At 73.4% G+C, this 21426-nt stretch carries 21 protein-coding genes; 13 read left to right on the forward strand and 8 right to left on the reverse strand.

The genetic code is table 11. The annotated features are described in order from the left end of the window. Nucleotides 1-82: 82 nt before the first annotated feature. Nucleotides 83-1123: a hypothetical protein gene (locus DY262_RS10140; RefSeq protein WP_116958752.1), complete on the reverse strand. Its 1041-nt coding sequence runs from the start codon at nt 1121-1123 to the stop codon at nt 83-85. Nucleotides 1124-1305: 182 nt separating this feature from the next. Between DY262_RS10140 and DY262_RS10145 the strand changes: the two genes are divergently transcribed. Beyond that, nucleotides 1306-1761 carry a hypothetical protein gene (locus tag DY262_RS10145; protein ID WP_116958753.1) on the forward strand — a complete coding sequence of 152 codons (456 nt, stop codon included), beginning with the start codon at nt 1306-1308 and terminating at the stop codon, nt 1759-1761. Nucleotides 1762-1828: 67 nt separating this feature from the next. Here the strand turns inward: DY262_RS10145 and DY262_RS10150 are convergent, their stop codons facing one another. The 3 genes from DY262_RS10150 to DY262_RS10160 form a co-directional block, all read right to left on the reverse strand. Then, nucleotides 1829-2815: an acetyltransferase gene (locus tag DY262_RS10150; RefSeq protein ID WP_116958754.1), complete on the reverse strand. Its 987-nt coding sequence runs from the start codon at nt 2813-2815 to the stop codon at nt 1829-1831. Continuing rightward, entirely contained in the window at nt 2812-5502 is a 2691-nt protein-coding gene (locus tag DY262_RS10155; RefSeq protein WP_116958755.1) for a bifunctional acetate--CoA ligase family protein/GNAT family N-acetyltransferase, read from the reverse strand. The genes DY262_RS10150 and DY262_RS10155 overlap by 4 nt, the downstream gene beginning before the upstream one ends. 61 nt (nt 5503-5563) lie before the next feature. Beyond that, a complete protein-coding gene (locus tag DY262_RS10160; protein WP_116958756.1) occupies nt 5564-7333 on the reverse strand; it encodes a PHA/PHB synthase family protein in 1770 nt (589 codons plus the stop codon). Between the two features lie 168 nt (nt 7334-7501). Here DY262_RS10160 and DY262_RS10165 point away from each other — a divergent pair, with 168 nt between their 5' ends. From DY262_RS10165 to DY262_RS10210, 10 genes are all read left to right on the forward strand, one after another. Next, nucleotides 7502-8491 carry a zinc-dependent alcohol dehydrogenase family protein gene (locus DY262_RS10165; protein ID WP_116958757.1) on the forward strand — a complete coding sequence of 330 codons (990 nt, stop codon included), beginning with the start codon at nt 7502-7504 and terminating at the stop codon, nt 8489-8491. A gap of 118 nt (nt 8492-8609) precedes the next feature. Beyond that, nucleotides 8610-9041, forward strand: coding sequence for an Hsp20/alpha crystallin family protein (locus DY262_RS10170; RefSeq protein WP_116958758.1), 432 nt, complete (start codon nt 8610-8612; stop codon nt 9039-9041). Beyond that, the gene (locus tag DY262_RS10175) at nt 9038-10540 is read left to right on the forward strand and encodes a bifunctional aminoglycoside phosphotransferase/ATP-binding protein (RefSeq protein ID WP_116958759.1); all 1503 of its coding nucleotides are present in this window, start codon (nt 9038-9040) and stop codon (nt 10538-10540) included. The genes DY262_RS10170 and DY262_RS10175 overlap by 4 nt, the downstream gene beginning before the upstream one ends. Nucleotides 10541-10624: 84 nt before the next feature. Beyond that, on the forward strand, nt 10625-10978 hold the full coding sequence (locus DY262_RS10180; protein ID WP_116958760.1) for a hypothetical protein: 354 nt from the start codon (nt 10625-10627) through the stop codon (nt 10976-10978). Nucleotides 10979-11340: 362 nt separating this feature from the next. Continuing rightward, nucleotides 11341-12351, forward strand: a complete 1011-nt coding sequence (locus DY262_RS10185) for a thiamine pyrophosphate-dependent dehydrogenase E1 component subunit alpha (RefSeq protein ID WP_245980925.1) — start codon at nt 11341-11343, stop codon at nt 12349-12351. 21 nt (nt 12352-12372) lie between these two features. Beyond that, the gene (locus DY262_RS10190) at nt 12373-13431 is read left to right on the forward strand and encodes an alpha-ketoacid dehydrogenase subunit beta (protein WP_116958761.1); all 1059 of its coding nucleotides are present in this window, start codon (nt 12373-12375) and stop codon (nt 13429-13431) included. Then, nucleotides 13428-13697, forward strand: a complete 270-nt coding sequence (locus DY262_RS10195; RefSeq protein ID WP_116958762.1) for a lipoyl domain-containing protein — start codon at nt 13428-13430, stop codon at nt 13695-13697. The genes DY262_RS10190 and DY262_RS10195 overlap by 4 nt, the downstream gene beginning before the upstream one ends. A gap of 3 nt (nt 13698-13700) precedes the next feature. Further along, nucleotides 13701-14396, forward strand: coding sequence for a lipoate--protein ligase family protein (locus DY262_RS10200; RefSeq protein WP_116958763.1), 696 nt, complete (start codon nt 13701-13703; stop codon nt 14394-14396). After that, nucleotides 14393-15046 (forward strand): BON domain-containing protein, encoded by a 654-nt coding sequence (locus DY262_RS10205; protein WP_116958764.1) that lies wholly within the window; start codon nt 14393-14395, stop codon nt 15044-15046. The genes DY262_RS10200 and DY262_RS10205 overlap by 4 nt, the downstream gene beginning before the upstream one ends. A gap of 63 nt (nt 15047-15109) precedes the next feature. Beyond that, nucleotides 15110-15583, forward strand: a complete 474-nt coding sequence (locus DY262_RS10210) for a phasin family protein (protein WP_116958765.1) — start codon at nt 15110-15112, stop codon at nt 15581-15583. A 27-nt stretch (nt 15584-15610) separates the two neighbouring features. Here DY262_RS10210 and DY262_RS10215 read toward each other — a convergent pair whose 3' ends face one another. The 4 genes from DY262_RS10215 to DY262_RS10230 all read right to left on the reverse strand — a co-directional run bounded on the left by DY262_RS10215 (nt 15611) and on the right by DY262_RS10230 (nt 19743). Continuing rightward, entirely contained in the window at nt 15611-16078 is a 468-nt protein-coding gene (locus tag DY262_RS10215; RefSeq protein ID WP_116958766.1) for a helix-turn-helix domain-containing protein, read from the reverse strand. Between the two features lie 212 nt (nt 16079-16290). Beyond that, nucleotides 16291-17139: an HpcH/HpaI aldolase/citrate lyase family protein gene (locus DY262_RS10220; protein ID WP_116958767.1), complete on the reverse strand. Its 849-nt coding sequence runs from the start codon at nt 17137-17139 to the stop codon at nt 16291-16293. After that, entirely contained in the window at nt 17136-18371 is a 1236-nt protein-coding gene (locus DY262_RS10225) for a CaiB/BaiF CoA transferase family protein (RefSeq protein WP_116958768.1), read from the reverse strand. Before DY262_RS10225 ends, DY262_RS10220 begins: the two co-directional genes overlap by 4 nt. Then, entirely contained in the window at nt 18364-19743 is a 1380-nt protein-coding gene (locus DY262_RS10230) for an amidase (RefSeq protein ID WP_181936466.1), read from the reverse strand. The genes DY262_RS10225 and DY262_RS10230 overlap by 8 nt, the downstream gene beginning before the upstream one ends. Before the next feature lie 151 nt (nt 19744-19894). Between DY262_RS10230 and DY262_RS10235 the strand changes: the two genes are divergently transcribed. Both DY262_RS10235 and DY262_RS10240 read left to right on the forward strand, forming a co-directional pair. Next, nucleotides 19895-20719, forward strand: a complete 825-nt coding sequence (locus tag DY262_RS10235) for an IclR family transcriptional regulator (RefSeq protein ID WP_181936467.1) — start codon at nt 19895-19897, stop codon at nt 20717-20719. After that, nucleotides 20716-21408 carry an HpcH/HpaI aldolase family protein gene (locus tag DY262_RS10240; protein WP_116958771.1) on the forward strand — a complete coding sequence of 231 codons (693 nt, stop codon included), beginning with the start codon at nt 20716-20718 and terminating at the stop codon, nt 21406-21408. Before DY262_RS10235 ends, DY262_RS10240 begins: the two co-directional genes overlap by 4 nt. The last annotated feature ends 18 nt before the right edge of the window (nt 21409-21426 follow it).

A 21426-nucleotide genomic window follows, 5' to 3' on the forward strand; every position in this document is an offset into this window, starting at 1 on the left:
TTGGCTCGCTGTCGTGGGCCGGGCCCGGCGCGCGGTGGCCAGGCCACTGTAGTGGCCTGGCGGCGCCGCCGTTTGCGCCAGATCAAGGGGGGCGCATGCCGCGCCCTGGCGCGGGCCGGCGCGCCGCCTGCAGGTGGCGCGCCGCCAGACGCAGGTACTGCCGCGCGCGACGGCGCCAGCGCGCCTCGCCCTGGTAGCGCGCCTCGGCCAGGTGCGCGATCGCCAGGCCCGCGCGTTCGCAGGCCCGCAGGGCCTGGTAGAAGTGCACGAGGGCGCGCGGCGGTTCGTCGCCGCTGGCCTGCGCGTAGTGGCGCAGCAAGGTCTCGCCCAGGGCCGGGGCACCGGCGCGCTCGCATTCCAGCGCCAGGAAGCCGACCTCGTCGGCGCCGTCCTGTGTGCGCAGCGCCTTGGAGAACTCCAGGGCGTCGATGATCGCCAGTGGGTCGCCGAGCCAGATGTGCTCCGGCCGCAGGTCGCCGTGGGCCTCGAGCACGCACCCGGCCATGGCCCGCGCCTCGATCAGCGGCGTGCTGGACGCCAGCCAGGCGCGCAGCGTGCCCAGCAGCACGTCCACGCGCGTGCGCGGCAGCCGCCATTCGGGGCGGCCCAGCAGTTGCTCGCAGTCGGCCAGGCGCTGCCACAGCCGCAGGCGGTAGCCATTGGGGTCCAGGCGCGGGCGAGGCTGCCAGCGGTGGAAGCCGGCCAGCTGCCCGGCGATGCGGCGCATGTCGTCCTCGTTGGCCTCGCCGCGCAACAGGCGCTGGTCCAGCATGGGCCCCGGCGGCAGGCGGCGCATGGCCACCAGCCACTCCACCGGCTCGCCCGGCCCGTCCAGGCGCAGGCGGCCGTTCTCGTCCGCCGCCAGCGGCACCAGGCCCAGGTAGACCTGGGGCGCCAGGCGCCGGTTCACGCGCAGTTCCTCGCGGCAGTAGTGGCGCCGCCGCTCGAGCGTGGAGAAGTCTTGCAGGCCCTGGTGCAGCGGCTTCTTCATCTTGTACGCGCGCTCGCCGGCCAGGAACACCCAGGAGAAATGGGTTTCGATGGCCTCGACGGACGAGACCGGCAGGCGATGGTTCGCCGGGTCCCGCAGCGCGGCCACCTTGTCCTGCAGTGTGTGCTTCATGGCAAGCACTATCCGGCCGGTCGCCAGGGCGCGTGCTTGACGGCGGTCAAGGATGCGCGCGCCGCAACGCAGCGGTGCGCGCAGTGGGCGAGCTTGACCGGCATCAATGAACGCCCCGCCGCCCGCGCCGACAGTGTGCAGACGCCCGATGTGGGCGTTTTTGCCTCACACAGGAGGGCGTCATGAACCGATTCATTCCCCCACTGCTCGCGGCCGCCGCCCTCATGGCGGCTTCGGGCCCGAGCGCAGCCGCCGACAAGGAACTGAGCTGCAAGCTCACATTCACGTCCAGGCAGTGGTCGGCCGTGTACTCGAGCGCCGAGGGCGAGGGCACGGTGAGCTGCGACAACGGCGCATCCCTGCCGGTGACCATCAGCGCGAAGGGCATCGGCCTGACCGCGGGGAAATGGAAGATCACCGATGGCACGGGCAAGTTCACCCACGTGTCCGCGATCGAGGACGTGCTGGGCAGCTACCTGGCGGTCAGCGGCGACGCCGGCGTGGCCAAGGCGGGCACCGCGCAGGTGCTGACCAAGGGCAAGGTGTCGCTGGCGCTGGCGGGCAAAGGCGAAGGCTTCGACCTCGGCATCGCCATCAGCGACTTCAAGATCGCCAAGCGCGCGGCCGAAGCGAAGTAGACGAGGCGGACCGCGCCGCCGCGCACGGCCACAGGGTCCGCGCCACGCCGGGTGGGGTTTGCGCGCCCTAAAGGGGCGGGGCCGCAACGGGCCCGCCGGTGCCGAAGGCCTGTTCGAACGCGGCGAGAAAGGCCGCCAGGCGCGCGCGCGGCAAGCGGTCGATGCCGGCCGCCCCCGCGCGGCCCCCGCCACCGAAGCCGCGACACAGGCGGTCCGCGTGCGGCCGCTGCCGGGGCGCCCGCACGTTCACCATGAAGGCGTCGTCCCCGGCCGCGCGCAGCACCGCGCAAGCCCGCCCGGGTTCGCGCTCGATGCAGCGGTAGGCCAGGCTGCCCTGCACGCGCCGCGCCCAGGCCTCGTCGGGCAGCTCATACACCAAACCGGCGGCCAAGCGCCAGCGCGGCGCCAGCGCGTCGGCGCGCTCAAGGTCCTGGCGGCGGCGTTCGATCAGCGCGGCGGCCACGGGCTCGCACCGCAGAAAGTCCAGCGGGGTGGCGTGCGCCCGCATGAGGCCGTGCAGCGCGGCCGGCGCGATCAGCACGTCGGCCTCGGACTCGCCATAGGCGTTGTGGTTGATGGCTTCGCCGAGCGTGCGCAGCGTGGCCAGGTGCGGGTCGTCCAGCCCCGCCGCGTGACCGAGCGCGCGCGCGCTCGCGCCCATGCCGTCGCCGAAGGCGCCGGTGACGGCCCAGGCCGCGTGCGGCCCCCCCAGGTGGCGGTGCACGATGAGGCTGGTGCAGCGCGTGGGTGCGGTCTCGATCACGAGGGTCAGGGCGGGGTGGCGCGGCAGGGGGTCGTCGCCGGCGTGGTGGTGGTCGAAGTACTCGATGCGCACGCCGCGCGCCAGCAAGTCCAGCAGGGGCGTGCGGTTGCGCGCGAGGGAGATGTCGAGCACCGTGACCGTGTCGCCCGGGCCGGCGTCCACGCGCTCGAGCAGCGCGATCTCGCGCTTGAGGCCGGTCACCAACTGCGATTCGCGCGGCCGCGCCAGGCGCAGCTGCTGCAGCGCGCACAGGCCGTCGGCGTCGCCATTGAACACGTCCCAGTGGTTCAAGGCGCGGCCTGGTCGGCGGGGCCGGTGGGCGGCGGGCCGAGCGCCAGCCGCAGCTCCAGCGTGCCGTCGGCGCTGCCGCGCATGCCGAAGCCGATCGCGCGCGCCAGGTTCACCATGCCGTGGTTGCCTTCGAGGCACCAGCCCACCAACTGGCGCGTGCCGCGCGCGCGCAGGTGGTCGATCAGCATCCCCAGCAGCGCGAGGCCCAGGCCGCGGCGCTGCCAGGGCCGCGCCACCTGCACCGCGAACTCGGCGGTGTCGTTGTCGGGGTCGCAGGCGGCGCGCGCCTCGCCGCACAGGGTGTCGCCGGACAGGGCGATGAAGCACATCTCGCGCTCGTAGTCGATCTGGCAGTAGCGCGCCAGCTCGCTGGGCGGTACCTCGCGGCGCGTGAAGAAGAAGCGCAGGCGCAGCTCCTCGGGCGAGCAGGCGGCGTAGAAGCGCGCGAGCCGTTCGCCGTCCTCCGGCCGGATCGGCCGCAGCTGGAGCGCTTCGCCGTCGATGACGGTGACGCGCTCCAGGCCCGAGGGGTAGGGGCGCAGCGCCAGGTGCGCGCCGTCGCGCGTGGTCGCGGCGGGGCGCACGCGCACGCGCGCGTCCAGCGCCAGCGCGCCCTCGGCGTCGACCAGCAGGGGGTTGATGTCGAGCTCGGCCACCGGCGCGAGGTCGCTGGCCAGCTGGCTCAGGCGCAGCAGCACGTCGACGACCGCGTCGATGTTCGCCGGGGGCCGCGAGCGGTAGCCGCGCAGCAGGCGGGCGACGCGCGTGCGGCCAATGAGATCGCGCGCCAGCACGGCGTTGAGCGGCGGCAGCGCGATCGCGCGGTCCGCCCGCACCTCCACCGCCGTGCCGCCTTCGCCGAACAGCAGCACCGGCCCGAACACCGGGTCGCTGGCGATGCCGACGATGGTCTCGACCGCCAGCGGGCGGTGCGCCATGGCCTGCACGGTGAAGCCGGTGAGGTGGGCGTCCGGGCGCGCCAGCGCCACGCGCTCGCGCATGGCCTGCGCCTGGGCGCGCAGCTGCGAGGCGTCGGCCACGTCCAGCACCACGCCGCCCACGTCGGATTTGTGCAGCACCTCGGGCGAGACGATCTTGAGCGCGACCGGGTAGCCGATGCGCGCGGCCGCGGCGAGCGCGGCGTCCAGGTCGGGCACGCGCTCGGTGGCCACGCAGGGAATGCCGTAGGCGCCCAGCAGGCGCTTGGCGTCGAGTTCGTCGAGCCAGTCGCGCCCGCCCGCCAGGGCGGCTTGCACCAGGGCGCGCGCGCCGTCGCGGTCGGGGTAGTGCAGCTCGGGTCGCGACTCGGGCAACTGCAGCAGCGCGGCCTGCGCGGCCTGGTGGTCGCGCAGCTGCAGCCAGGCCGCGGTGGCGTTCTCGGGCGTGTCGTAGCAGGCCACGCCCTGCGCGTCGAACAGCTCGCGCGCGCCGGCCACGCGCTGGCCGCCGAGCCAGCAGGCCAGCACCGGCCGGTCGGCACCGCGCAGCAAGGGCAGGCAGGCCTGGGCGATGTCGGTCGGCGAGGCGATGGCGGTGGGCGCGTGCATGAACAGCAGGCCGTCCACCTCGGGCGCGGCGAGCAGCACCCGCAGCGCGTCCAGGTAGCGCTGCGGCGGGGCGTCGCCAATGATGTCCACCGGGTTGCCGCGCGACCAGTTGGCCGGCAGGCAGGCATTCAGCGCAGCCAGCGTGTCGGGCGCGAGCGTGGCGAGTTCGCCGCTGCCCAGGGTGTCGGCGGCGAGCACGCCGGCGCCACCGCCGTTGGTGAGCACGGCCAGGCGCGGGCCGCGCCAGCGGTGCACGCGCGCCAGCGTCTGTGCGGCGTCGAATAGGGCCTCCAGCGTGTCCACGCGCAGCATGCCGGCGCGCCGCACGGCGGCGTCGAACACCGGGTCGGAGCCCGCGAGCGCACCGGTGTGGGAGGCGGCGGCGCGCGCGCCGTCGGGGCGCCGGCCCGACTTCACCAGCACCACGGGCTTGTTGCGCGCGGCCGCGCGCGCGGCCGACATGAACTTGCGCGCCTGCTTGACCGACTCGATGTAGAGCAGGATGGCGCGCGTGCGGGGGTCGCTGCCGAGGTAGTCGAGCAGGTCGCCGAAGTCCACGTCGGCGCTGTCGCCGAGCGAGACGAAATGCGAGAAGCCGACGCCGCGCGCGTTGGCCCAATCGAGCATGGCCGTGGCCAGCGCGCCCGACTGCGTGACGAAGGCCAGTTCGCCCTGGCGCGCCTGGCCCGGCGCGAAGCTGGCGTTGAGCGCCTGCCCCGGCACCAGGGCGCCGATGCAGTTGGGCCCGAGCACGCGCAGCAGATGGGGCCGGGCGGCGTCGAGCATGGCCTGTTCCAGGCTGCGGCCGTCGCTGGTGCGGCCTTCGCGCAGGCCGGCGGTGAGCACGATGGCCGCGCGCGTGCCGCGGCGGCCCAGCTGGTCCACCAGCTCGGGCACGCTGGCCGCCGGCGTGCAGATCACCGCGAGCTCGGGCGCCTGCGGCAGCGCGTCCACGCCGGTGAACACGGGTGCGCCGTCCAGTTCGAAGGGCTGGCGGTTCACCGCCCACAGCGGCCCGGCGAAGCCGCCTTCGCGCAGGTTGCGCCAGACCAGCGCGCCCACGCCGTCCGCCCGGCGCGAGACGCCGATCACCGCCACGCTGCGCGGCTGGAACAGGTGCTCGAGGTGGCGAACGCTCATGGGACGACCCTCCGTGCGGCGCACTGGGGGGCTGAGCGCCTGGGGAACGGCCCAGCGGCGCTCATTCGCTCACCTCCGCCGCGGGGTCGAACACGTAGGTGCCCGGCGCGGGCACGGCATGGCCGCGCACGCGCAAGCCCGACACGGTCCGGGCCTTCACCCGGCGCGAGGAGTGCGCGGCCAGCCATCGCTGCCAGTGCGGCCACCACGAACCCGGCGAGGCTTTCGCCTGCGCGAGCCAGTCCTGCGGGTCGGCCGGCGCCGCGCGCGGCGCCCACTCGCCCACGCGGTAGGAGGCCTCGGGGCTGGCCAGCGGCCCCTCGGGCGGGCTCACGATGCCCACGTTGTGGCCGCCCGAACTCAGCACGAAGTGGGCGTTCGAGTGCGTCAGGCGCATCAGCTTGTAGACCGATGTCCAGGGCGAGACGTGGTCGCGCTCGGTGGCCAGCAGGTAGAGCGGAACGCGGATGCGGTCCAGGTCGACCGGCTCGCCGCGCACGCGGTAGCGGCCTTCGGCCAGGTCGTTGTGCAGGTACAGGCGGCGCAGGTACTCGCTGTGCATGCGCGCGGGCAGGCGCGTGGCGTCCGCGTTCCAGGCGCGCAGCGGCGTCACGGGCGTGTGCGCGCCCATCAGGTACTCGTGGACCAGCTTGGACCACACCAGGTCCTTGGAGTTGATGAGCTGGAAGGCCCCGGCCATGCGCTGGCCGTCGAGGTAGCCGCGCTCGGCCATGATGTCCTCCAGGAAGGCGATCTGGCTTTCGTCGATGAACAGCCCCAGCTCGCCGGGTTCCTGGAAGTCCACCTGCGCGGCCAGCAGCGTCAGGCTGCGCAGGCCCGGGTCGCCGCGCGCGCCGAGCAGGGCCGCCGCCATGGACAGCAGGGTGCCGCCCAGGCAGTAGCCCATGGCGTGCACGCCTGCGCCGGGGCAGCGCTCCTGCACCGCCGCCAATGCCTGCAGCACGCCGAGGTCCAGGTAGTCGTCCATGCCGAGGCCGGCGTCGGCGCTGCCCGGGTTGCGCCAGGACACCATGAACACGGTGTGGCCCTGAGAAACCAGGTAGCGCACCAGCGAGTCGTCCGGCGTCAGGTCGAGGATGTAGAACTTCATGATCCACGAGGGCACCACCAGCACCGGTTCGCGCCACACCGTGGGCGTGGCGGGGGTGTACTGGATCAGCTCGATCAGGTGGTTGCGCATCACCACCTGGCCCGGCGTGAGCGCGAGCGCCCGACCAGGTTCGAAGGCCTGCAGCCCGCGCGCCTCCCCGCCCGAGGCCACGGCCATGGCGTCGCGCGCCCAGTTCGCCGCGCCGCTGGCGAGGTTGGCGCCGCCGGTGCGCAGTGTTTCCTGCAGCACCTGCGGGTTGGTCAGCGGCGAGTTGGACGGCGACAGCATGTCCAGCCACTGGCGCGCCACGAAGGCCGTCACCTCCTCGTGGTGGCGCGAGACGCCGCGCACGCCGTGCGTGGCCTCGTCCCACCAGCGCTCCTGCAGCAGGAAGCCCTGGGCCAGCGCGTTGAAGGGAAAGTGCCGCCACTCGGGCCGGCTGAAGCGCTTGTCCTGGGGCGCGGGCGTCACGCAGTTCTCGCACGGGCCCTGGGCGGCGCGCCAGAGGTAGTGCGCCCAGGCTTGCGCCTTGTGCAGCGCGCTGGCCGACAGCTGCGCCTGCCGGGTGGGCGACACCAGGAGGTGCAGCCACCAGTCGGCCTGGGCCTGCGCCAGCGCGACCGGCGACAGGCCGTTGGACAGCCGGGCGAGCCACAGCTTGAGCGGCAGGTCCATGGGCGGCGGGCCGGTCGTCGTCGGCGGCGGGTCGTCGGTTCGCATGCCGCCATGATCGGCCCCGGCCGCCGCGCGCGCTTGCGCTATGTCAAGGGCGGCGCGGATCGGGCTTGCGCCGCGCCCGGGGGCGTCTAGCATGGGCCGGACGGGAAGCGCCGCCGCCGGGGCGCGCGCCACACCCCGCGCGGAGGGAGTCCATTGAGCGTTTCGAGCATGCGGGCCATGGCCATCGACGCCGCCACCCGGCAACTGGTGCCGGTGCGCCGGCCCGTGCCCGTGCCCGGCCCGCGCGAGGTGCTCCTGCGCGTGCGCGCCTGCGGGGTGTGCCGCACCGACCTGCACATCATCGACGGCGAACTGCCGCGGCGCGAACCGTCGGCCGTGCCGGGCCACGAGGTGGTGGGCGAGGTGGTGGGCCTGGGGCCGCAGGCGCGGCGCTTCGTGCCGGGACAGCGCGTGGGCGTCGGCTGGCTGGGCCGAAGCTGCGGGGCCTGCCCCTTTTGCGCCATGGCGCGCGAGAACCTGTGCGATGCGCCGCTGTTCACCGGCTACGACCGCGACGGCGGCTACGCCGAGTACTGCGTGGCCGACGAGCGTTTCTGCTTTGCCCTGCCCGAGGGCGTCGACGACCTGCACGCCGCGCCGCTGCTGTGCGCGGGGCTGATCGGCATGCGCGCCTGGCGGCTGGCGGGCGGGCGCCGGCCGGCGCGCCTGGGCCTGTGGGGCTTCGGCGCCGCGGCGCACATCGTGTGCCAGATCGCGGTCGCGCAGGGACAGCAGGTGCACGCCTTCACGCGGCCCGGCGATGCGGCGGCGCAGGCCTTCGCGCGCCGCCTGGGCGCGCACTGGGCGGGCGCCAGCACCGAGGCGCCGCCGGACGGGCTGGACGCGGCGCTGATCTTCGCGCCCGACGGCGCCCTGGTGCCGGCGGCGCTCGCGGCCGTGCGCAAGGGCGGCGTGGTGGTGTGCGCGGGCATCCACATGAGCACCATCCCGGCCTTCGACTACCGCCTGCTGTGGGGCGAGCGCGAACTGCGGTCGGTGGCCAACCTCACGCGCGACGACGGCGAAGCCTTTTTCCACCTGCTGCGCGAGGTGCCCGTGCAGACCCACGTGCAGGCCTTTGCGCTGGAGGAGGCGCAGGCCGCGGTGCAGGCGCTGCGCGACGGGCGGCTGCAGGGCGCGGCGGTGCTGGTGCCCTGAGCGGTGGGCGGGCGCGCGCAGCTTGCGCCACATCAACAAGCGCCGCGCGGGCGCGGCCTAGAGTGAAACCGCGTCACACAGTGCGCACCCGATTCCACTATCTGATGAGGACACCACCATGAGCAATCTTCGCCTGCTGGACCCGATGTTCAGCGACTCGTTCGACAACGCCATGCGCCGCTTCTTCTCCCCGGCGACCTTCGACATGGAGCCCGCGCCCCTGCTCAAGATGCGCGTGGACGTGACGGAGAACGACAAGGCCTACGAGGTCAAGGCCGACATCCCCGGCGTGAAAAAGGACGACATCAACGTGCGCATCGATGGCAACGTGGTGCAGATCGATGCCGAGGCGCGCAGCGAGAAGGAGACCAAGGGCAACGGCGACAAGGTGCTGCGCAGCGAACGCTACCAGGGCACCATCTCGCGCACCTTCAGCCTGGCCAACGACGTCGACGAGGCCAAGGTGGACGCGCGCTACGCCGACGGCGTGCTGACGCTGACGCTGCCCAAGAAGGCCACCGCAGGCGCGCGCAAGATCGCCATCCAGTGAGCGAGGCCGGTGCCCGCCCGCCCGACGCGTCGGCGCGCAGCGCGGCGCTGGCCCATGCCCTGGCCACGCGCCTGGGTGCCTCGCTCATCGAGACGCACATCTCCTGGGTGCTGCTCACGGGGGACCGCGCCTACAAGCTGAAGAAGCCGCTGCGCCTGCCCTTCCTCGACTACTCGACGCTGGCGGCCCGCCAGCGCTGCTGCGAGGAAGAGCTGCGGATCAACCGCCGGCTCGCGCCCTCGCTCTACCTGGACGTGGTGGCGGTCACCGGCGGCGTGGACGCACCCGCCATGGGCGGCGCCGGTCCCGCGATCGACTGGGCCGTGCGCATGCGCCGCTTTCCCGAGGGCGCGCTGTTCGACGAGCGGCTGCGCGATGGGCGCCTGGGCGAGACCGAGGTGGACGCGTGTGCGGCCCTGCTGTCGCGCTTTCACCTGGAGGCCCCCGTGGCGCGCGCGAACAGCGGTTTCGCCGGCGCGCCGCACCGCGCGGCGCTGGCCGCCGCCGCGCTGGCGGGGGCGGCGCCGGTGGTGTCGACCGAGGAAGCGGCGCTGCTGTCCGGCTGGCTGCGCGCGCAGGCGCAGCGGCTCGCGCCGCACTGGGCCGAGCGCCTGCGCACCGGCCACGTGCGCGAGTGCCACGGCGACCTGCACCTGGCCAACCTCATCGTGGTCGACGGCGACGTCAGTGCCTTCGACGGCATCGAGTTCGACCCGGCGCTGCGCTGGATCGACGTCATCGACGACATCGCCTTCCCCGTGATGGACCTGCGCGCGCGCGGGCGGGCCGACCTGGCGTTTCGCCTGCTCAATGCCTGGCTGGACGCCACCGGCGAGCACGCCGGCCTGCCGGGTTTGCGGCACGCCCTGGTGTACCGCGCGCTGGTGCGGGCGCAGGTGGAGTGCCTCAGGGGCCACGAGGCGTCGGCCCGCCGCTATGTCGAGGCCGCCTTGCGCTGGGTGCGCCGTGCACCGCCCTGGCTGGCCCTGATGCACGGCCTGCCCGGCTCGGGCAAGAGCTTCGTCTCGCAAGGCCTGCTGCAGGCGCAGGGCGCCATCCGGCTGCGTTCGGACGTGGAGCGCAAGCGCCTGTTCGGTCTGCCGGCCAGCGCCGATTCGCGCGCCAGCGGGCGGGACATCTATGGCGAGGAGGCCACGCGGCGCACCTACGACACGCTGTTCGCGCTGGCGCACACCGCGCTGGAGGCCGGCTTCCCCGTGATCCTGGACGCGGCCTTCCTGCGCCGCCACGAGCGCGAGGCCGCCGCCGCGCTGGCGCGGCGCGCGCGCGTGCCCTGGCGCATCGTGCACTGCGAGGCGCCCGACGAGGTGCTGCGCGAGCGCCTGCGCGCGCGGCGCGGCGATGCCTCGGAGGCCGACGAGGGCACCCTGGCCGCGCTGCGCGGCGCGCAGGAACCGCTGGGTGAGGACGAGTGGCTGCGCACCGAGGTGGCCTCCCAGGCCCTGGCCCCACCGACCGCCCCGCCCGCCGGTTCTTGACGGCGGTCAAGCTCGCCCGCGCCGGGCCTGCCAGACTCGCTTGCCTGGTGGGCGCCAGGGAACGATTCGATTCAAGGAGATCCCATGTCCGCCATCGATCCAGCGCGCCGCGACACCAACGCCGACCTGCGCGCCCTCATGCACCAGCGTCGCCAACGCCTCGTCGCCCGCCTCTGCCGCGAGAGCCTGCCGCTCGGGCAGGCCGACGACATCGTCGAGGAAGTGGACCGCCTCGACAGCGCCATTGCCCGCCTGGAAGACCCCGGGCCTGAGGGTTGCGCCCGCTGTGGCGAGCCGATTTCGATCACGCGCCGCACCCTGTCGCCCGATGGCGACCTGTGCACCGCCTGTTCCCTGGTGCCCGACAGGGCCCCGCGCGGCGACCGCGAGGGCCCGGCCTCGACCTGGGACGCCGAGTTCCTACCCGAACTCGGGTAGACCCCGCATCGGCTGGGCGCCCTTGGGCGCTCTCGCCGAGAAGGCGGCGAGGCCAACCGCGGTCACCGGTGGGGTGGGCGCCCAACGCTGCCTGCGTCCATGGGCGGCGAGCGCGGGTCGTGCCGCAGCGGCCGGCGGGGGGCGCCGGCCACCCTTCACCACCCCCGACAGCCAGGACAGCCACCAGTGGCGCGGTTGGCGAGGCCACTGTGCGCGTGGCCCGGGCGGCCGTGTTTGCGGCGGATCAAGTTCGCCCGCGCGCAGCGGTCGGGGCAGGGCGGCGGCCTTCTTGCGCCACGTCAACTTCCCTTTCGTCGCCAGGCCTAGATTGGCCGAACCCATTCAACGAGCCGGAGACCACCGTGACCAAACTGTCCCCCGACAAGCTGCTCTGGATGTACGAGACCATGCTCGTGATCCGGCGCTACGAAGAAACCCTGGCGCAGGTGTACCTGGAGGGCAAGCTGCCGCCGCACATCCAGCAAGGCCTGGCCTTCGACATCGCGTCGGGCCCCGTGCCCGGCGAGATGCACCTGGCCGCCGGGCAGGAGCCCGTGGCCGTGGGCGTGTGCGCCCACCTGAGCGAGGCCGACACCGTGGTCGGCACGCACCGCCCGCACCACTTCGCCATCGCCAAGGGCGTGCCGCTGGACCGCATGACGGCCGAGATCTTCGGCAAGGTCACCGGCCTGGGGCGCGGCAAGGGCGGCCACATGCACCTGTTCGATCCGGCGCACCGCTTCAGCTGCAGCGGCATCGTGGGCGCCAGCCTGCCGCCGGCCTGTGGGGCGGCGCTCGCGGCCAAGCTCACCGCCAGCCAGGCGATCGCCGTGGCCTTCTTCGGCGAAGGCGCGGCCAACCAGGGCACCTTCCACGAGGCGCTGAACCTCGCGGGGCTGTGGCGCCTGCCGGTGGTCTTCGTGTGCGAGGACAACCGCTGGGCGATCTCGGTGGCCAAGGACAAGGCCACGGCCATCGCGTCCAACGCCGAGCGCGCCAGTGCGTATGGCATCGCGGGCATCGCGGTGGGGCAGAACGACGCCATCGCGGTGTACGAGGCCGCCGCCCAGGCGGTGGAGCGCGCGCGCAGCGGCGGCGGCGCCACCCTCATCGAGGTGAAGACCGACCGCTACTTCGGCCACTTCCAGGGCGATGCCGAGGTCTACCGGCCCAAGACCGAGGTGAGCGAGCTGCGCCAGCACGACCCGATTCCCGCCCTGGCCGCTTCGCTGCGGCGGCGCAAGCTGCTGGACGACACCCTGGACCACAACATCCACCAGCGCGCCGAGGCGCGCGTCGCGGCGGCCTTCGAATTCGCGCGGGGCAGCCTGTACCCGGCCGCGTCGGAGGCCATGGACCATGTATTCGCCTGAGCGGCGAGGAAGGACCCCACCATGAGCACCCCTGAGAGCGCTGCCGCCGGCGCAGCGCGCACCCTCACCATGGCCCAGGCCATCGCCGAGGCGATCGGCCAGGAGATGGCGCGCGACCCGCGCGTCTTCGCGATGGGCGAAGACATCGGCCGCTACGGCGGCATCTTCAGTGCCACCGGCGGCCTGCTGGACCGCTTCGGTCCCGAGCGCGTCCGCGACACGCCGATCTCGGAGAGCGCCTTCATCGGCGCGGCCACCGGCGCCGCCGCCGCGGGCCTGCGGCCGATCGCCGAGCTGATGTTCGTGGACTTCTTCGGCGTCTGCATGGACCAGATCTACAACCACCTGGCCAAGAACCGCTACATGTCGGGCGGGCAGGTGAAGCTGCCGGTGGTGCTGATGACGGCCATCGGCGGCGGCTACGGCGACGCGGCCCAGCACTCGCAGTGCCTCTACGCCACCTTCGCGCACATGCCCGGCCTCAAGGTGGTGGTCCCGTCCAACGCCTACGACGCCAAGGGCCTGATGACCCAGGCGATCCGCGACGACAACCCGGTGATGGTCTTCTTCCACAAGGGCATCATGGGTCTGCCGTGGATGCAGTTCTACGAAGGCGCCAGCAACGCCGTGCCCGAGGAGGCCTACACCCTGCCTTTCGGCCAGGCGGCGGTGGTGCGCGAGGGCCGGCACGTGACGATCGTGACGCTGAGCCAGATGGTGCACAAGGCCCTGCTGGCCGCGCGCACGCTGCACACGCAGGGCATCGAGGCCGAGGTGATCGACCTGCGCACGCTGGTGCCGCTGGACACCGAGACCGTGCTGCAATCCGTCGGCAAGACCGGGCGGCTGCTGATCGTGGACGAGGACTACCTCAGCTTCGGTCTGTCGGGCGAGATCGCGGCGGTGGTGGCCGAGAACATGGACCGCATCGCGCTCGCCGCGCCGGTGCGCCGGCTGGCGGTGCCCGATGTGCCCATTCCCTACAGCCGGCCGCTGGAGCAGGCGGTGATCCCCTCGGTGACGCGCATCGTCGAGGCCTGCTGCGAGCTGGTCGATGCCAAGCTGAAGGCGGCGGCATGACCACGATCGCCCGGGGCCGTGTGGAGCTGGGCCTGCCGGCCGACCACTGGAGCGGCGTGGACGAAGGGGTCCAGGCCCTGCTGGACCGCTGGCTGGTGGCCGAGGGCGCGCGGGTGAGCGCCGGCCAGGCCGTGGCGCGCGCGGTGCTCGTCAAGAGCACGCTGGACATCGTCGCGCCGGCGGACGGCGTGCTCGAGCGCATCCTGGTGCCGGCCGGCGCGAGCTTCGCGCGCGACCAGGCGATCGGCTGGCTCGCGCGGGGGTGAGCCATGCAGATGCCGATGGCGCTGGCCGGGGTGTCCTCGCACGCGGGCCTCTCGCTGGGGCGCTCGCAGCGCGGCGACACCGCCGAGGCCTTGTCGCCCTGCCGTCTGCGCGCCAGCGGTGGCGGCGCGGTGCTGCTGGGGCCCTGGCTGCTGCGCGCCGTGCTGCTGTTGCCGGCGGCGCACCCGCGGCTGCAGCAAGGCCCCGGGGCCGCCGCGCTGTGGTTTGGCGCGCTGCACCGCGACTGGCTGCGCGGCCACGGCATCGACGCCATCTGCCACGAGGGGCCGGTGGTGCCGCACTGGGCCTGCTTCGCGGGGCGCTCGCCCGGCGAGGTGCTGGTGGACGGACACAAGCTCACCGGCGTGTCGCAGACCTGGCGGCGCGAGCGCGTGCAGCTGTGGTCGGGCACGCTGCTGAGCCCGGTGCCCTGGTCGATGCTGTGCCAGGAGCTGAACCGGCGGGCCGAGCACGCGCAGGTGCTGGCCGCCACCACCACCACCGTGCAGGCCTGCCTGGGCCACGCACCCAACGCGGCGCGCTGGGCGGCCGAGCTGGCCGTCTATCTGCGCGAGGCCGCGGCGCGAGACGCAACTTGCGCCGCGTCAATGCAGGGGCCGCGCGCGCGGCCCAGACTGGGGCCTCCCGTCGAAGCCCCCGGGGCCGACGGCCCCCTTCGACACGAGGAGTTGTTTTCATGAAGACGGACGAGCAACTGAAGCAGGACGTGGCGGCGGAACTCGCCTGGGACCCCGCCATCAACACCACCCAGATCGGCGTGGCCGTGCGCGCGGGCATCGTCACGCTCAACGGCACGTTGGACAGCTACGCGCAAAAGCACGCGGTGGAGCGCGCGGTGCGCCGCGTGGCCGGCGCGCGTGGCATCGCGCTCGACCTGGAGGTGCGCCTGTCCCCGGGGCACGCGCGCACCGACAGCGACATCGCGCAGGCCGCGGCGCATGCCTTGCGCTGGCATTCGCTGGTGCCCGACGACAAGGTCAAGGTCGAGGTCGAGGAAGGCTGGCTCCGCCTCTCGGGTGAAGTCGACTGGGCCTACCAGCGCGCGAGCGCCGAACAATCGGTGCGCCCGCTCGTGGGCGTGCGCGGCGTGACGAACGAGATATCGATCAAGGCGCGCGCCAACGCCGGCGAGATTTCGCGCGGCATTGCCTCGGCCCTGGAGCGGCACGCCCGGCGCGAAGCCCAGCGCATCGCGGTGGACGTGGAGGGCGGCGTGGTCACCCTCAGCGGCACGGTGGAGTCGCTGGCCGACCGGCAGGCCGCGGTCGGCACCGCCTACGCCGCCCGCGGCGTGTCGCGCGTGGTCGATCACCTCGAGGTCGCCGCCTGAGGCACGCCCCGCGCGCCCGGCGGCCAGCCGTGTGCGCCCCCCTTTAACGATCAGGAGCCGACCATGGCCACCAAACGCCACACCTCCCCCAGCGCCGCGCCGGTCGCGGCCACGCCCGAAGCGGCCTGGAACGCCGCGAGCGACCTGCCGCGCCAGCAATTGAGCCTGGCGACCGAAAGCGCCTGCGCGATGTTCCGCGGCTTCGAGGCGATGCGAAAGATTCAGGAGAAAGCGGCGCACCAGGCGCTGCAGCACTACTCGCGCGCGGCGGAAAAGCTCAAGGAGGCCAGCGAGCCCGCGCAGCTCATGCAGATCCAGGCCGACCTGATGCGCTTCGATCTCGAGAGCGCCACGCAGTACTGGCAGCAGCTGGGCGCCGTGGCCGCGGACATGCAGCGCGAATGGATGGCCTGCTACACCCACCTGGCCGACAACGGTGCCCTGGCGCGCGTGGGTTCGGCCGTGGACGGGTTCTCGGGGCTGGCGAACGGTTTCAACCCGTTCTTCCCGGTGTCGTCGCGCACCGAGGCTTCCTGAGTGGCGGCCCGCGCCAGCGGCGCGGGCTCAGCCGGCCGCGCCGCCGCCCGATGAGGCCAGCTGCCTGAGCACCTCACGCTTGCCCTGGCTGCGCAGCGCCAGGATGGCCGGCAGGAAGCGCGCGCGCGGCGTCACCTGGCCGGTTTCCCACTTCCACACCGACAGCGTGGAGGTGCCGAGGTAGGCGGCCATTTCCTTTTGCGTGAGGCCCAGGCGCTCGCGCTGGGCCTTCAGGCGCTCGGCGCTGAACACCGCCCGGCGCCCGCGCTGGGGCGCCTCGGCCGGCGCGTCGGGCGCCACGGTGTGCAGGGCCTTGTCGGCGCGGCGGCTGGTCTGGCGCAGCGCCACCTGCAGTTCGCGCACCTGGCGCTTGAGCGCGGCGATCTCGCTGCGGTGGCTGGCGCTGGCCTTGCGCAGGGCGTCCAGCTCCTCGCGCAACTCCTTGCGCGCGACCCGCGCGATTTCCTTCTTCAGCGAGGAAGCAAATGTGGTCATCGTCCCATCCGACGGCATTGGTGCCGAACAGCAGAATAGCGCAGGCCCGAGATGTGACCGGATGTGACGGACGCCCGGGGCGCGGTGGATGTCCAACCTGGACCGCTTCGTAGCGCAGCGGCGCGAAGCCGGAGCCGAAGGCCACGATGAGCTCATCGAGCAGCCCGTGGTGGTGGAACTGGCCGACGAGCGTCGCCGCGCACGAAGCGGATTCAGCGGCCCGCCCGCGCCATCAGCCGCCGCGCCCGTTCCACGATGGGCTTGTCCAGCATGCGGCCCTGGTGCTGCACGGCGCCGCGGCCCTCGGCCAGGGCGCGCTCGAAGGCGGCCACGATGGCCGCCGCGTCCTGGAGCTCCTGTTCGTTGGCACCGAAAGCCTCGTTGAACACGGGCACCTGCGTCGGGTGGATGGCCAGCGCGCCGGTGAAGCCCGCGTGCCGCGCCGCGCGCGCCATGCGGCCCAGCAGCGCCAGGTCGCCGAACTCGGCCAGGCTGCCGACCACGCCCCAGGCCGCGCGGCCGTGGGCGCGCGCGGCCAGCGCCACGGCGTGCGCGGCGTATTGCATGGACTCCATGGTCGGCACCACGCCCAGGGCGTTGGCGTAGTCCTCGCTGCCGAAGACCACGCCGATCACCTCGTCCGGGCAACAGGCCGCGAGCTCGGCCGCGCGCAGCACCGCCGGCGGTGTCTCCAGCAGCAGCACCAGGCCCGCACCGGCCGGGCGCAGGCGCGCGGCCACGGCGCGCACCTGCGCCGGGTCCTCGGCCTTGGGCAGGAAGACGCCGGCCAGTGGCGTGGCCAGCGCGGCCTCGAGGTCGTCGTTCAACAGGGCGGGGTCGTTGTTGACCCGCACGAACACCGGCACGCCGTGCGCGGCGATGCGCCGCACCACGCCGGGCAGCGCACGGCGCGCCTCGGCCTTGGCCTCGGGCGCGATGGCGTCCTCCAGGTCCACGATGATGGCGTCGGCGCCGCGCTGGTGCGCCTTGTCGACGAAGCGCTCCGACAGGGCGGGCACGAAGAGCTGCGAGCGCAGCGCGTGGGCTTGTTCGAGGTTCATGGGGCGATGAGTTTCTGGTCGATGAGTGCCTGGATGGCCGCTTCGCTCAGGCCGGCGCCGCGCAGCAGCTCCAGCGTGTGTTCGCCCAGGCGTGGCGCGGGCCGTGCCAGCCCGCCGGGCGTGCGCGACAGGCGCGGCACGACGGCGTGCATGGGCAGCGCGCCGGTGTCGGCGTCGGGCGCGCGCACCACGATGCCGCGCGCCACCACGTGCGGGTCGGCCACGATCTGGCCGATGTGATAGACCGGGCCCACGGTGACCTCGCGCTCGCGGAAGAAGGCGAGGTTCTCCTCCAGCGTGCGCTCGCCGATGAAGCCGCCAACCACGGCGTCCAGCGCGTCCACGTGGGCCAGCCGGTCGGCGTTGGTCCGAAAGCGCGGATCGTCGATCAGCTCGGCGCGGCCGATGGCGCGCAGCAGGCGCTCGGTCATGCCCTGGGTGGAGGCGGACAGGGCCACCCAGTCGCCGCCCTTGGTGCGGTAGATGTTGCGCGGCGCGGTGATGGAGGTGCGGTTGCCGGTGCGCGCGGGCACCTGGCCGCTGACGTGGTGGGCGGCGGCGTCGGGGCCCATGATGGACAGCAGCGGCTCCAGCAGCGACAGGTCGATGACCTGGCCGGCGCCACCGTTCGTTTCGACTTCGCGCACGGCGGCGGCCACGGCGAAGGCGCCGTACAGGCCGGCCACCATGTCGGCCAGGGCCATGTTGGGCAGCATGGGCGGCGCCTCGGGCGCGCCGTTCTTGGCCGCGAAGCCGGACATGGCCTCCACCAGGCTGCCGAAGCCGGGCTGCTGGTGGTAAGGGCCGGTCTGGCCCCAGCCGGTGAGGCGCACGATGACCAGCTTCGGGTTGAGCGCCAGCAGCGCCTCGGGCGCGAGGCCCATCTTCTCCAGCGTGCCGGGCCGGAAGCTCTCGATCAGCACCTGGGCGCCGGCGGCCAGCGTGCGCAGCGCCGCGCGCCCGGGCTCGCTGCGCAGGTCGATGGCCAGGCTCTTCTTGTTGCGCGCGTAGACCTTCCACCAGACCGGCACGCCCTCGGGGTGGTTCGGCCCGCGCTCGCGCCACTGGCGCAGGGTGTCGCCGCCGTCCGGGTCTTCCACCTTGATGACCTCGGCGCCGAAGTCGGCCAGCTGCAGCGACAGCATGTTGCCCGCGACCAGGCGCGAGAGGTCGAGCACGCGCAGGCCGCGCAGCGGGCCGCTGTGGGTGGGGTCGAAGCGGACGTCAAGCATGCAGGACGGGCGCGGCGCGCAGGTGGTGGTCGGTGAGGGACTGGTAGGCGTGCCCCAGGCGGAGCGCGGTGGGCTCGTTGTACCAGCCGGCGGCCAGCTCCAGCGACATGGGCAAGCCGTCGCTGCTCAGTCCGCAGGGCACGGCCAGGCTGGGGATGCCGGCGATGGGCCAGGCGCAGCTGAAGCGCGGGATGCGCCGGATCGCCTGCGCGAAATCCAGGCCCTGCGCGGCGGGCGCGGTGGCCGGCGTGGTGGGCGAGAGGATCGCGTCCACGTGCTGGAACACACCGCGCAGGCGGTGGCGCCAGCCTTCCATCCAGCGCATGGCCTGCGCGTACTGCTCGCCGCTGACGTTCTCGCCCAGGCGCATGCGCATGAGCACGTCGGCGCCGTAGTCGGCCGCGCGCTCGGCGATGCGCTCGCGGTGCAGGCGCATGGCGTCGGCGGGAATCATGGTGAAGCTGAGCATCTGCTGCGCGTTCTGCACGTCGCCGAGGTCGATGTCCACCAGCTCCACCCCGAGCGAGCGGAACACGTCCAGGGCGCGCTCCATGGCGGCGGCGATGTCGGGGTCCAGGTCCTCGTAGAACCAGCGCCGCTGGATGCCCAGGCGCAGGCCGCGCACCGGCTCGTTGAGCTGGGCCAGGAAGTTCGGCACCGGCACGTCGGCCGACATCGGGTCGCGCGGGTCGTGGCCGGCGATGGCGGCGAACACCCGCGCCACGTCGCTCACGCGGCGCGCCAGCGGGCCCAGGGTGTCGAAGGTCGGGCTCACGGGCAGCGAGCCGGTGGTGGAGATGCGCCCCACCGTGGGCCGCAGGCCGGCCACGCCGTTGAACGAGGCGGGCAGGCGGATGGAGCCGGCCGTGTCGCTGCCGATGGAGGCCACGCACATGCCGGCCGCCACCGAAGCGCCGGAGCCGCCGCTGGAGCCGCCGGCGATGTGGCCGGTGTTCCAGGGGTTGCGCACCGGGCCGAAATGCAGGCTCTGGCTGGTCGGGCCGAACACCCATTCGTGCAGGTTGGCCTTGCCCACGATCACCGCGCCGTTGCGCACCAGGCGGTCCACCACGAAAGCGTGGGTGCGCGCGACGTTGTCTTTCAGGATGACCGAGGCCGCGGTGGTGGGCACGCCGGCCACGTCCACGTTGTCTTTCACGCTGACGGTCATGCCGTGCAGCAGGCCACGCCATTCGCCGGCGGCGGCCGCGCGGTCCAGCGCCTCGGCCGTGCGCAGCGCGGGCTCGGCGGTGGTGCAGATCATGGCGTTGATCGAGGGGTTCAGCCGCTCGATGCGGTCCAGCGCGTGGCGCGTTTCCTGCACGGCGCTGCCCAGGCTGGACGGGAAAAGGGGGGTCTCGGGATCGGACACGGGCGCTCCTCTTGGGTGGACGTCGGGTGGGGAACCGCTGTTCACTCTATCTCATTTAATGGTGTTGACATACCGTTAAATGGTATGCATAGTCCGCCGCCTGAAATCGAATAAGCTTTCGTTTCATTTAATGAGACGAAAGGACGTCCCAATGCCCGCAGTCGCCGAATCCGACCACGACACCGCCAGCCCCCAGGCCTCGCTCACGCAAAGCCTGGACCGGGCCATTGGCCTGCTGGAAGAGGTGGTGAACCACGCCGCGTCTGGCGCCGCGCTGGGCGCGCTGGCCGAACAGGCGCGCCTGTCCAAGCCCACGGCGCACCGCCTGCTCAACGGCCTGCGCAAGCTGGGCCTGGTGGACTACGACGAGAAGACGCGCCTGTTTTTCCCCGGCCTCAAGCTCTACCGGATGGGCCTGGCCTCGGCCGCGCGCTTCGACCTGGTGCAGCTGGCCCAGCCCGGCATGGCCCTGCTGGCCGAGGAGACCGGCGACACGGTCTACCTCTCGCTGCGCGCCGGCGACAGCGCGCTGTGCGTGGCGCGCCAGACCGGCTCTTTCCCGATCCGCACGCTCACGCTGGAGGTGGGCGACTACCGCCCGCTGGGCCTGGGCGCCGGCAGCCTGGCGCTGCTGGCCGCGCTGCCCGACGATGAGGTCGAGCAGGTGATCGCGCGCAACCGCGAAAAGCTCGCGCCGCACGCCAACTTCGACCCGGCCAACCTGCGCGCCATGGTGCGCCAGACGCGCGAGCAGGGCCACTCGCTCAACGACGGCAAGATGCTGCCCGAGATGGCCGCCATCGGCGTCACCGTGCGCGACGTGGCCGGCCGTCCGGCGGCGGCGCTGTCCATCGCCACCATCACCAGCCGCATGCGGCCCGAGCGGCGCGCCTCCGTGGTGGCGCTGCTGATGCGCGAGGCGCGCGCGCTCGAGCAGGCCCTGGGCGTGGCGCCCGCGCCGGAGGCGCGCCCATGACGGCGGCGCAGCGGTTCAAGCAGGCCCTGCGCGAGGACCGGCCGGTGGCCGTGATCAACGCCGACTACGCCAACGCCGGCCTGGTGGAGTTTCTGGCCCGGCCCGAGCTGGGCGTGGACGCCGTGATGCTGGACGCCGAGCAGGGCAGCCCCGACTTCGAGCGCATCGAGGACATGGCGCGCGCCGCGCGCCTGAGCGGCCTGTGCGTGCTGGTGCGCCTGTTCTCGCCCGAGCCCTGGGTCATCGAGCGCATGCTGCTGCGCGGCATCGACGGCCTCATCGTGCCGCGCCTGGACACCGCCGAGCAGGCGCGCGCCGCGCTCGAGGTGCTGCGCTACTGCCACCCGCACGACGCCGACGACAAGCTGTTCGTGGTGCAGATCGAAAGCGCCGCCGCGCACGCCAACCTGGACGACTTCCTCGCCGTCGACGGCATCGACGCGCACTTCATCGGCCCGGTGGACCTCTCCCGCAGCATGGGTCACCGGGGCGATTACGCCGCGGCGCCCGTGCAGGCCGCCGTCGACGACATCCTGCGGCGCAGCCGCGCGGCCGGCCGCGCCGTCGGGACCATGGTCAAGCCGGGCGACGCCGAGCAATGGATGGCGCGCGGCGCGCGCTTCCTCTACTTCCACGTCAACGACTGGCTGCGCATCGGCGCGCGCTCGTTCCCGATCGCGCGCGGCTGACGCCGCCCCCTCTTCGCA

It is taken from the genome of Hydrogenophaga borbori, assembly GCF_003417535.1.
Classification (GTDB): domain Bacteria; phylum Pseudomonadota; class Gammaproteobacteria; order Burkholderiales; family Burkholderiaceae_C; genus Hydrogenophaga; species Hydrogenophaga borbori.